Source organism: Photobacterium sp. (assembly GCF_057456235.1).
In genome coordinates this window covers 594,672-605,704 of record NZ_JBVCPH010000001.1, presented here as the reverse complement: position 1 = coordinate 605,704, position 11,033 = coordinate 594,672, and the positions used below count along the sequence as shown (strand labels likewise).

The 11,033-nt window shown below is 45.6% G+C and carries 13 protein-coding genes, 2 tRNA genes and 1 other RNA gene; 12 read left to right on the top strand and 4 right to left on the bottom strand.

The window, feature by feature from the left end:
• From rsxC to rsxA, 3 genes are all read right to left on the bottom strand, one after another.
• A partial coding sequence (rsxC, locus tag AC2204_RS02725; RefSeq protein WP_318923913.1) for an electron transport complex subunit RsxC occupies nucleotides 1-2,123 on the bottom strand: 2,123 nt, incomplete at its 3' end.
• A gap of 2 nt (nucleotides 2,124-2,125) precedes the next feature.
• A complete protein-coding gene (rsxB, locus tag AC2204_RS02720) occupies nucleotides 2,126-2,707 on the bottom strand; it encodes an electron transport complex subunit RsxB (RefSeq protein WP_318923912.1) in 582 nt (193 codons plus the stop codon).
• A gap of 1 nt (nucleotide 2,708) precedes the next feature.
• A complete protein-coding gene (gene rsxA, locus AC2204_RS02715) occupies nucleotides 2,709-3,290 on the bottom strand; it encodes an electron transport complex subunit RsxA (RefSeq protein WP_265696087.1) in 582 nt (193 codons plus the stop codon).
• Between the two features lie 357 nt (nucleotides 3,291-3,647).
• Here rsxA and AC2204_RS02710 point away from each other — a divergent pair.
• Both AC2204_RS02710 and AC2204_RS02705 read left to right on the top strand, forming a co-directional pair.
• Nucleotides 3,648-3,723: transfer RNA gene (locus AC2204_RS02710), tRNA-Asn, on the top strand.
• Between the two features lie 54 nt (nucleotides 3,724-3,777).
• Nucleotides 3,778-3,853 (top strand) — tRNA-Asn (locus tag AC2204_RS02705).
• Nucleotides 3,854-4,157: 304 nt separating this feature from the next.
• Here AC2204_RS02705 and AC2204_RS02700 read toward each other — a convergent pair.
• A complete protein-coding gene (locus AC2204_RS02700; RefSeq protein WP_318923909.1) occupies nucleotides 4,158-4,916 on the bottom strand; it encodes a S24 family peptidase in 759 nt (252 codons plus the stop codon).
• Between the two features lie 236 nt (nucleotides 4,917-5,152).
• Between AC2204_RS02700 and AC2204_RS02695 the strand changes: the two genes are divergently transcribed.
• From AC2204_RS02695 to AC2204_RS02650, 10 genes are all read left to right on the top strand, one after another.
• On the top strand, nucleotides 5,153-5,380 hold the full coding sequence (locus tag AC2204_RS02695) for a helix-turn-helix domain-containing protein (protein WP_318923907.1): 228 nt from the start codon (nucleotides 5,153-5,155) through the stop codon (nucleotides 5,378-5,380).
• Nucleotides 5,373-7,595 (top strand): DNA-binding protein, encoded by a 2,223-nt coding sequence (locus AC2204_RS02690; RefSeq protein ID WP_318923904.1) that lies wholly within the window; start codon nucleotides 5,373-5,375, stop codon nucleotides 7,593-7,595. The genes AC2204_RS02695 and AC2204_RS02690 overlap by 8 nt, the downstream gene beginning before the upstream one ends.
• 65 nt (nucleotides 7,596-7,660) lie before the next feature.
• The gene (locus AC2204_RS02685) at nucleotides 7,661-8,368 is read left to right on the top strand and encodes an ATP-binding protein (protein ID WP_318923903.1); all 708 of its coding nucleotides are present in this window, start codon (nucleotides 7,661-7,663) and stop codon (nucleotides 8,366-8,368) included.
• A gap of 11 nt (nucleotides 8,369-8,379) precedes the next feature.
• Nucleotides 8,380-8,889, top strand: a complete 510-nt coding sequence (locus tag AC2204_RS02680; protein WP_318923901.1) for a hypothetical protein — start codon at nucleotides 8,380-8,382, stop codon at nucleotides 8,887-8,889.
• On the top strand, nucleotides 8,886-9,416 hold the full coding sequence (locus AC2204_RS02675) for a hypothetical protein (RefSeq protein WP_318923899.1): 531 nt from the start codon (nucleotides 8,886-8,888) through the stop codon (nucleotides 9,414-9,416). The genes AC2204_RS02680 and AC2204_RS02675 overlap by 4 nt, the downstream gene beginning before the upstream one ends.
• Nucleotides 9,413-9,652, top strand: a complete 240-nt coding sequence (locus AC2204_RS02670) for a hypothetical protein (RefSeq protein WP_318923897.1) — start codon at nucleotides 9,413-9,415, stop codon at nucleotides 9,650-9,652. The genes AC2204_RS02675 and AC2204_RS02670 overlap by 4 nt, the downstream gene beginning before the upstream one ends.
• 2 nt (nucleotides 9,653-9,654) lie before the next feature.
• Entirely contained in the window at nucleotides 9,655-10,071 is a 417-nt protein-coding gene (locus AC2204_RS02665; RefSeq protein WP_318923896.1) for a hypothetical protein, read from the top strand.
• Between the two features lie 14 nt (nucleotides 10,072-10,085).
• Entirely contained in the window at nucleotides 10,086-10,730 is a 645-nt protein-coding gene (locus tag AC2204_RS02660; protein ID WP_318923895.1) for a DUF3164 family protein, read from the top strand.
• 8 nt (nucleotides 10,731-10,738) lie between these two features.
• Entirely contained in the window at nucleotides 10,739-10,927 is a 189-nt protein-coding gene (locus tag AC2204_RS02655) for a hypothetical protein (RefSeq protein WP_318923893.1), read from the top strand.
• A gap of 2 nt (nucleotides 10,928-10,929) precedes the next feature.
• Nucleotides 10,930-11,012: hammerhead ribozyme type II (locus AC2204_RS02650), an RNA gene on the top strand.
• Nucleotides 11,013-11,033 lie beyond the last annotated feature (21 nt).

Below are 11,033 nucleotides of genomic sequence, written 5' to 3'. Positions count from 1 at the left end.
GCTGTTGCAGACTGGGTCTGTTCTGTCTGTTGAGCTGCCTTACGCGCTTTGGCGCGGGCGACGGCAGCCGCGACAGCAGCTTTTTTGGGGTCGGCGTCAGTCGTATCGGTTACATCCGCTGTTGCAGACTGGGTCTGTTCTGTCTGTTGAGCTGCCTTACGCGCTTTGGCGCGGGCGACGGCAGCCGCGACAGCAGCTTTTTTGGGGTCGGCGTCAGTCGTGTCGGTTACATCAGCTGTTGCAGCCTGGGTCTGTTCTGCCTGTTGAGCCGCCTTGCGCGCTTTGGCGCGGGCGACGGCAGCCGCAACGGCATCTTTTTTCGCATCACCGGTACTTGCCGCACCATCCTCTTTTGTCGAAGACTGATCTTGGGCGGAAGACGCTTCTTTTGCTGCTTTTCGTTCGCGAGCCAGGCGCTTACGCTCCTCACGAAGCTTTGCCATTTCCTTATTATCGGGTAAAGAAGCATCAGGTAAAACGTGATCAGATGTTTCCGACTTAACTTGTGCCGCAGATGCCTGTTTGGCTTTCGCCCGGGCAATTGCCGCAGCAACGGCTGGTTTCTTCTCTGCGCTGGCCGATGATGCTGCCTGCTTGGCTTTTACCCGTGCAATGGCTGCGGCAACGGCGTCATCGCCACCGGCGCTTGCCATATCTTTACGACGTTCTTCTGCTGCTTTCTTAAAGCGATTTTCGCGTTCAGCCTTATCTCGCTCCATACGGGCAGTTTTGGCTTCATAGCGCAGCCTTGCTCGCTCGGCATTCGCTTCATCTTGTTTTCGGGTTCGGATCTCGGATTTTGCCTGGCGATAGTACTGTACCAATGGGATTTCACTTGGGCAGACATAGGCACATGCACCGCATTCAATACAGTCAAATAAGTTATATTCTTCACACTTATCAAAATCTTGAGCTTTGGCATACCACTGCAATTGTTGCGGCAGCAATGAAACCGGGCACGCTTCAGCACATGCGGTGCAACGAATACATGCCAGCTCGTGATTGGGCGGTGAAATTTCTTTACGGGTCGGTGCAAGAATGCAGTTTGCCGTTTTGGTTATTGGCACATCGCAGTGTGGTAGTGTAAAGCCCATCATCGGGCCACCCATGATTACGCGTGGCAGTTTCTTATCGGCTTTATAACCGAATTGCTCCAGCAGAAAGCTAACGGGTGTTCCTAGTAGCACCCAGGCATTACCCGGTTGCTTAAAGGTGTTGCCTGTTAATGTGACCACGCGCTGGATCAGTGGTTCGCCATTAATAACCGCGCGTTTAATCGCGTGAACGGTACCGACGTTCTGCATCAAGATGCCAATATCGGCTGGAATGCATTTCGCCGGAACTTCTTTTCCTGTCAGCACTTTGATCAGCTGCTTTTCACCTCCGGACGGGTACTTGGTTGGGATCACGCGGATCAAGATACCATCGTCTTCAGAGACAGAGCGCTTCAGGGCGTTGATCGCTTCGGGCTTGTTATCCTCAATACCGATCACCGTCAGTGCCGGCTTCAAAATGTAGCGAATAATACGAATGCCTTCGATTACCTCGGCGGCATAATCCTGCATCAGGCGGTCATCAGCGGTGATGTAAGGTTCACATTCGGCGGCATTAATAATAAGCAGATCTGTTTTACCTAAACCACTTTGTAGTTTTCGCCCGGCAGGGAAGCCCGCGCCGCCCATACCGGCAATGCCACTCAGGCGAATATGCTCAATCAGATCAGCCGCTTCTATATCGTTATAGTTGCTGATAGTTTTTCGTTCACCCCAGCGATCTTCACCGTCTGGCTCTATGATGATACACAAATCAGCCAGGCCGGAAGGGTGGGCAATGGTACGTGCTTCCACGGCTTTGACCGTACCTGACGTCGGAGCATGGATTGGTACACTCAATGCTACATCAGCGTGTGTCAGCGGCTGGCCTTTCACAACTTTGTCGCCAGCGGAAACTAAAATATCACCCACAGCACCTATATGCTGTTTGAGGGGAAGAACTAACTCATCAGGAATAATGGCTTCTGATATTTCAGATTGATTTGACAGCTTTTTTTGCTCCGGCGGGTGGATCCCCCCCGGGAAGTCCCATAACTGGCCTTGTTTTAATTGCTCTATGATTGACAGCATGGTTACTCTACCTTGTTGGCGCTAGCTTCTGCAGGAATGTTAACAACAGGGATCTGATTAAGATCCCACTTCCAGCTTTCCGGTGTGGTTGCAACCGGCACCATTTCAATACAGTCTGTAGGGCAAGGCGAGACACAAAGGTCACAGCCGGTGCATTCCTCTTTAATGACGGTATGTAGTGCTTTTGTGCCACCAACGATGGCGTCAACAGGACATGCTTGAATGCATTTAGTACAGCCAATACACATATCTTCGTGAATAAACGCGACTTTTTTCAGCCCTTTATTTTCGTCATGTGCTGAATCCTGAACTTCAACCCCCATTAGGTCGGCCAGTTTTTCGATTGCGGCCTGACCTCCCGGAGGACACTTATTGATTTCATCACCATTTGCAATGGCTTCTGCATAGGGGCGACAACCCGGGTAACCACACTGGCCACACTGGGTTTGAGGCAGGATTGCATTGATTTGTTCAACAATAGGATCCGCTTCGACTTTGAAGCGAATAGAAGCAAAGCCGAGAATAAGGCCAAAAATTGCGGCTAAAATGGCGATTGCAATCACTGCAATTAAAATTCCGCTCATCTTACAGTTTCACCAATCCAGTAAAGCCCATAAAGGCAAGAGACATCAGCCCTGCGGTAATCATGGCGATTGAGGCACCTTTAAAAGGTTCAGGCACATCGGCAGCCGCGATTCGCTCACGCATAGAGGCAAATAGAACGAGCACCAGAGAGAAGCCGACAGCGGCACCGAAACCATAAATAACCGACTCAATGAAGTTATGACGCTCGTTAATGTTTAACAGGGCAACACCTAACACCGCACAGTTGGTGGTGATAAGGGGGAGGAAAATCCCGAGTAAACGGTAGAGAGTAGGGCTCGTTTTGTGTACCACCATTTCAGTGAACTGTACTACGACAGCGATCACCAGAATGAAGCTTAGGGTGCGTAAGTATTGAATACCTAAAGGTACCAGAATATAGGCTTCAACCAGGTAAGCGCACACAGAAGCAAGAGTCAGCACAAATGTAGTTGCTAACCCCATACCAATTGCAGTTTCCAGTTTCTTTGATACCCCCATGAAAGGGCACAAGCCTAAAAATTTTACCAGTACAAAGTTGTTAACCAACACTGTACCTACGAGTAGTAGCAGGTATTCAGTCATACCATCTTAATTATGATTGAAAGGGATCTGCATATTATCTTCCTTTGTCCAGGCTATAACAACTCCCCTAAAGCAGGGTTTTTCGTAATTGATTAACTTTTCATCAACGGTTCAGGCAGGTAATGAAGGGGATAAGGCTCTAATTCACATATTAATACTCCGTCGGCCCCTTTGAAAGCTATGAGCATGAAGTCACTCATCGCATGGCCATGACAGAGAAAAGAGTTGTTAAGTGGTATGGATGATTAAGCAAGCAACAAACTGTTGAAAGTGTCACCGGTCGGTTATTTTTTAAAATATTTATGGTTGACACCTTTTAGGAGGCTAGATAATATTTGCCTCGCAAAACAAAGTGATTCCCCTTTAGTTCAGTTGGTAGAACGGCGGACTGTTAATCCGTATGTCGCTGGTTCAAGTCCAGCAAGGGGAGCCAAATTTAGCCTTATCGCAAGTATTTTAATTATCTGCGGTAAAGCACTTGGATAATTCCCCTTTAGTTCAGTTGGTAGAACGGCGGACTGTTAATCCGTATGTCGCTGGTTCAAGTCCAGCAAGGGGAGCCACATTTAAAGCCTCATCTTTCGATGGGGCTTTTTTTGTTTGATGTTAGGTTGAGGGTGAATGCCAAATCTATTAATTACCTGAATGTGTAACCAGTCACTAGGTATGAGAAACCAGGAGATATGTGGGATTAGGTGAGAACTTACGGTATTTGGTGGGTGAACCCTTGTCTTTACTGGATTCATGACATGTTTAAAGTCTGATTAAATGTGTTTATATGGAATCGCTTTAAATGGAAATTATGTTAGCCGGCCTAGCGGAAAGTCGGTTGGAATGACAAACCGCACTGAGAGCCATCCTCAAAAATCACATATCTGTTGACCTTTGAACAACCCTTCCAATAATACACAACTGATCTAGCTCTTCCTTTGGCACCTCGATAGGTGAGTACTCTTTGTTGTCACTGATTAATATGATTGAGCCATTGTAGCTTTTTTGTATGCGTTTAGCGTAGAGCTCATCACCTAGACGGATTACAAATATTTGTCCATCGATTGCTTGCGTGTCGCTTAGATCAACTACCAATGAATCATTGTCTTTTATGGTGTCGCCCATTGAATCGCCTTTGGCAAAGACTACAACAAGGTTATCGGGGTTTAATCGTCTATATTTGAAATACTTACGTCTAAATGCCAAATGACGTTTTGGTGCTTGATCAAACGCAGTACACCCGTTCCCCGCTGATACCTGCACATGATAACCAGGTACGAGAATAAATTCCTCATTAAACTCCTCAAGAGTGATGCTTGGTGAATTTATACAGTTTAATTGCTCGTTTTTGGACTCATGATGAGAGACTGAAAACTTAGGTCCTTCCCCCGTAGCTAACCATTCAATATTTACCCCTTTATAGCGCGAAATAGCCACCAATTTATCAAACGTAGGTTTGGAGTTATAAGGTGGAAGGTATTTCCTTAAACCGCTGTCCGTTACCCCTATTTTTTCCCCAAAGGCTCTGATTGATTCAGCTCCAATCAGTTCTTTAAGTCTCGTGGAAAATTGTGCGATTCTATCGTCAGAAAAAACACATTGAGTGCTTTTTTTATTTGGCTTGTGCTTTTCCATGTAACGTCCTGTTTTTAATCGCAATGATGTCTGGTTTTGGAGCCGTAATTGTTTAGAGAAAAACACATGTAAAGAGTTTTTCTATTGCAATAAAAGTGCGGCGCATCGTTATATTTTCCGATATACCGTCAAATATAACGATATTAATCTTGTTTCGTAATATTGTTTGCACTATCGTCATATTGTCGCAAAGGGAAAGTTACCAATTGCGACAGATTTTAGCACGGAGTGGCCTAATGAAAATAGAAAATGCTTACCAGTTACAAGGTGCTTTGCGTTCAAAAGGCTGGACTGTAAGGAGTTGGGCTATTGCAAATGGCTACAACCCGAGAACAGTTCTTCATTGTATCAGCACTTTTGCACCGGAAAATAAGAGGTTGCCCAAAAGGCGTCTATCAATGTCAATCATGGAAGATCTATCAAAGAAATTAGGCGTTGATCTTTTGGAGGTTAAAGATGATTAGACAATGGTTCGCTGTATCAGAACTCTGCGGAGTAGAAGGGCTCCCATCAGCAGCATATTCGATAAGGAGACGCGCACAAAAAGAAGAGTGGAAGACAAGAAAAGCACTAAAAGGCAAAGGATTTGAATATCACATATCGAGCTTACCTATTGCAGTACAGGTAAGATTGAATATTAAAGAACAAAATCAGGCTCTTACACAGGGAGATAAAGTAGAGCTATCGGCTCAACATAGCATTGTAACAACAGAACGTAACGAGGATGCAGAGCGGTTTGAATCGATCGTAACTAAATCTGACGGAATGAAGCGATTCATGTGCTTGCCTGAAAGTAAACAGGAGAAAGCCAAAGCGCGTCAGACGATATTGATAGTTTTGGATAACTTCTTGGCTCCTTATGTAGCTGCGGAAGCAAAGGTTCAAGGGCTTCAGATATTTGTTGAATCCTATAACCGATTGGAAATTTTACCTGACTCACCGGTGAGGCAGGTTATTGATAAAATTACGAAAACATCACTTTACCGATGGCAACGAAGTTACAACAAGCAAGGCATATTTGGCTTGGCTGATAATTATAAGCAAAGTGTTATTAGCAAGATTGATCAGATACCTACATTGAAGCAATTCCTAATAGCTTTGATTACCAGCAAACCGTACCTGATGAATAAGCCTAAAACATTACGGAAATTGGCAGCGGTTAAATCTGAAGAGTTTGGCTGGGAATTGCCTGCTATCAGCAGTTTTCGTCGATGGATACTGGCTTATCAAAAAACAAATGAAGTTGCTTTGGCATATACCACGAACCCTACGAAATATACCGATAAATACAGGCCACTATATGGACGTATGTATCCATGGATAACAGGACCAAATCAAGTTTGGGAATTTGACTCAACACCAACAGATGTCGAGCTGAATGTTGATGGAAAGCTGAAGCGCCACTGTATCGTTGCTGCTATTGATGTTTATAGCCACCGCGTTCGTTTAATAGTTTCACCTACATCCAATAGTGAAGCCATTTGCTTATTGTTACGTAAATGTCTGATTGACTGGGGAGTTCCTGAAAAAGATGCGTTCATGCGAACTGATAATGGTTCTGATTATGTAAGTGAAAGAACGACCACTATTTTTGGATTACTCGAATTAGGCTTATCAAAAGCTGCGGCCTTTTCTGGTTGGGAGAAGCCATTCATAGAACGTTTCTTTGGCACCATGAGCCGCGTACTAATGGAAAAAATGCCTGGCTACATTGGGCACTCAGTGACAGATCGCCAGCAGATAGAAGCAATGCATACCTTTGCCAAGCGAATAGGCCAAGGTAAAAAGCAAGTCGAGCAAGAGCGTATTGCATTGGCGTTAACACCGCAGGAATTACAACAAGTACTGGATGACTATCTTCAATACGATTATCACCACGAACAACATGACAAATTGAACAAATCACCTTTCGAACTTTACGCCGAAAGCGGTTACAGGAAGCAAGTAATTGAAGAAACGCATGTTCTTGACTTGTTACTTAACTATATCGGTATGGCTACCGTTGTTCGCGGAAACGTAAAAGCAGGAGGTGTTCAATATACCGCCCCTGAGCTGCAGGAAGTCGAGTGGCAACGTAAAAAAGTTAAAGTGTTTATTGACCCAACGGATATTGGCCGAGCAACGCTTTATCCAGAAGACGGCTGGGAGACTTATGTTGAAGCCGTAAATATGGACTTGATTGGCCGTGAAATTGACCCCGCAACCTATCGGGCCAAGCGTAAGGAACAGACAAAGGCTTTGGCTTCATTTAGAAGAGAAGCTAAGCGTCTTCAGAATGAATTTGGTATCGATACTATTTATGCCCAGGAACTAGCACAGAAGAAAACGCTAAACGGTAATTTAACAGCATTTGAAGGTGTTGAATCACATAGCAATGAAGCTCTTTCTGGATTAACAAAAGCGACAAACGGAAAGCCTGATCCGAATTATCGAAGTGATGATGAGATCTCCCGCTTAGAGCAAGCCAAACAAACCATTGAGCGCCGTGAACAAAGCGTTCAAGAGCAGAAAGGATTAATGATCCGCAATTTACATGACAAGGCTAAACATTTGGCTGAGCAGTCATTAAGCAGAGAACTGACAGAAAAGGAGAGCAAATTTTTAGATAAGTATAAGTTGGACAATCCCTTTGGCTGTAAAGCTGTCGAGGAAATAATGGCGCGCAGCCGGCAAGCATAACGCGCCATAAACACTAATTAAATTCATCGTTAAATAAACTATTAATGCTCGAAAGGAGTATAGCAATGAAACCAATTGTTGCACCAGTTAAGAACCTTATTGCAGCGCAAGTTGCGTTTGAAACCGTTGTCAGGCGTCCGTACGGCATTCCAGGAATTTGCCTCATGCATGGCGAATCGGGTTTGGGAAAAACGACAGCTAATGCATACATCTATAGCCAGGTTGACGGAATCTACGTCAGTGCTCGCGCACATGATTCAACAAGCAGTTTAATGATGCGAGTTGTTGAAGAGCTAGGTTCAACCCCAGCCTATCGAATCAGTAAAAATATCGATTTCATCATAGAGCAAATCAGTATGAATGAACGCCCGTTATTCATCGATGAGGCTGACTACTTAATGAATGATGTCCGTATGCTCGATACCATCCGTGACATTTATGACGGAGCAGAAACGCCAATAATTCTCATTGGCATGGATCAGATTGCTCGCCGTATCAGCAAGCGTAAACAATTTTTTAATCGTATTAGTGAGTGGGTTGAGTTTAAGCGAGCTGATTTAGACGACATAACTACAATGGCAAACTCATTGCTTGAAGACAACATCCTCGTAGAAGAAGAGCTTTTGGAACACTTAAGGAAAAGCACCTCAGGTGAAATGCGCAGAATTATCATCGGCCTAACTAAGATTGAAACGCTCGCAAAGGCCAATGATATTGAGTTGGTCACCCGGCAAGATTGGGGCAATCAACCATTTCATGGTTTACGTGATTAGCAGGGGGTTTTATGTCGAAGCGTCGTATGGCATGGAAGTTTATGTGTCAATTCGGCAAGTCCATGTTTTCACCAAAACAAATAATGGATGCTGTAGAAATGAACAACTCACAGGTGCGTCAGTTCATCAAAGAACTTGTCTCTGAGAATAGAATTCTGTTGGTAGAAAAGCGTACCTCAGTTTTAACAAGCCAGTATCAGTTAATTGATACTAATCCACTGCCAGATAAGAGAAAAACCTCAAAACGTCCCATAGTCATGCAGCGACTATGGAATGCCAGTCGGGTGCTGAAGCGTTTTAACCATCACGATCTTCGTTCAATCGCTGTTGCGGGCGAGCAGGTAACGAACCGGTATTTACGAGCAATGAAACGCGCTCGTTTAATTCGAGAGATAAAAACACCTGATGGCGTTATGTATCGACTGAATATTGATTTAGGTAATAAGCATCCATTGATCACTGATGACGGTATTCGCTGTCAAAACAGGGAGCGGTTCTTCCCTTACGAGGAGAATTTATGAGCAATGAAGATTGGCTTGAAACGTTAAAAGGAGAGGTTGCCAAGCCGGGAAGCTCACAAAATAAGATAGCAAAGGAATTGGGGGTTAGTTCCTCTATGTTGAGCCAGGTTGTCAGGGGGATTTATCCCGGCAACACCGAGATATTGAAGATCAAGGTTAAAGGCAAATACATGAAGGCAACCGTAACGTGCCCAATAAAAGGCGAACTGCCTATCAATGAATGCTTGATGTATCAGGAGATGCCCTTTTCATCTGCAAATAGAGAGCGGGTGCGAATGTATCGAGCATGTCGCTCTGGATGTCCTCATTCCTCGCTGGAAACAACAGCAAAAGCACAGCGGATTGATATCAAAGCCGCAACAGAGGAAGAGGTGTACCACCTCGATAATCAACTGGCGTACTTAAAGCGAACAGCTAAGGGAAATACTCTTGAACTCAACCAACTACTAGAAAAAGAACTGACCAAGCTTTCCGCACGCTACAACCAGCTGCTGTGGAGCAAAAAATATTCAACGAGCGAAAAATGAAACGAGCAAACGGATTACTTGCCAACTCACATCGCATCAATGCGGCGGTTCGACAGCTTCAAAAGTGTGGCATGGAAGTACGTTCAACCCGCGTCGGTATCATCCGCCCGGTGATTGAAATCGAACGGCCAGACGGCATGTGCCAGGGGTTTGATATTACCTGCCGGGCGCAGGGGCAAACCCGGCAAATGCGGGTGGCGTCATTGTGTGGTTGCCTGGTCACCTGGAGGGCATAGCTATGACGTTAGCAGAAAGAATTGTTGAGAAGTTGAGAGTACGGCCATTAACGCGGCCAGAGCTTTCAATACTGATTGATGAAGTGACATCCCGCGCCATTCTTCACCAGCTAAAAAACCTGACAAAACATGGATTCGTAAAAGGCGGAGATGAAACCAGCCGAGTCTATCACTTTATTACCGAAGAAGGCTTTCTTGAAGAGTGTGGTTGTTGTGGCAGCTTTCGTCCTTGTTGGACAGTAACAAGTGGTGTCTGCCACTTTTGCCGTAACTCAAGCTGGTTGGCAAGCAATAAGCCCCGCACCAGAGTCAACACCAGAACCGCGATGTATGCAAAAGATGATGCCTGCGCCATGGCATACCACCGTTTATTAAGGAGCCAGGCCATCGGCTCCCGACAAAGCAATAACCCTGTTTAAAAAGGAATGACTGAATGAATACCCAAGAAGTACAACCAGCGTCGGCAGCGCCAGAAGGCTACATGTTTGACAGCAAGCAGCGCATGGTGCCCATCACAATGGTTGATGACTATGACATGGAAATTAACGATTTCGTGATTAAGCACACGGCGAAAGCGCGAGAGATCCAGTCAGAACTGAGGCGGTTCAAGCGTGACGTCTTCGATGACTGCTACGCCTTTCAAGAGCTGCTGGCCGAGAAGTACGAGAGCAAGAAAAAGAAAGGTGGTGCGAAAGGTGGGTTCTCGTTCACCGCCTATGACGGCTCGCTGCAAATCAAAATCACCGTGCAAGATCGGATCACCTTCGGCCCCGAACTTCAGATAGCCAAAGAGCTGATAGATGAGTGCGTGCAAGACTGGAGCTCAGACGCCAACGATTATCTGAAGGTACTGGTCAACGACGCCTTTGAAGTAGACCGCGAGGGCAACCTGAACACCGGCCGTATTCTTTCCCTGCGCAAGCACAAAGACAAAATCATCGACCAGCGTTGGATGAATGCCATGGAAGCCATAGCCGACGCCATTATGGTAACGGGGTCAAAAACATACCTGAACTTCCGCGAGCGCACCAGTGAAGGCAAGCTGGTTAATATCCCGTTAGACCTGGCGGCATTGTAGGGGGCGCAATGAAGAAAATGAGTCATTTGAATATGCCGTTCGTCGCCCCTCATACCCGCTTGGCTGTGCTCAACGAGCTGGATAAGGCGCAGCAGCTTGAAGACATTAACGCAGAAGTTGCGGGTAAAAGCTATGCCCAAGGGGTGAGCGATGCCCTGTTATGGGTAGTGGGGAAAATACCGCCGCCGAGCGAGTAAAGAAGCGAAACATCGCCCTTGTTTGAGCAGTAAAAAGGGTGATGTCTATCCAGCGTAGCTGCTGGGTACTGATGAGCAGCTAAATTGAGAAATAAATGAAATTTTA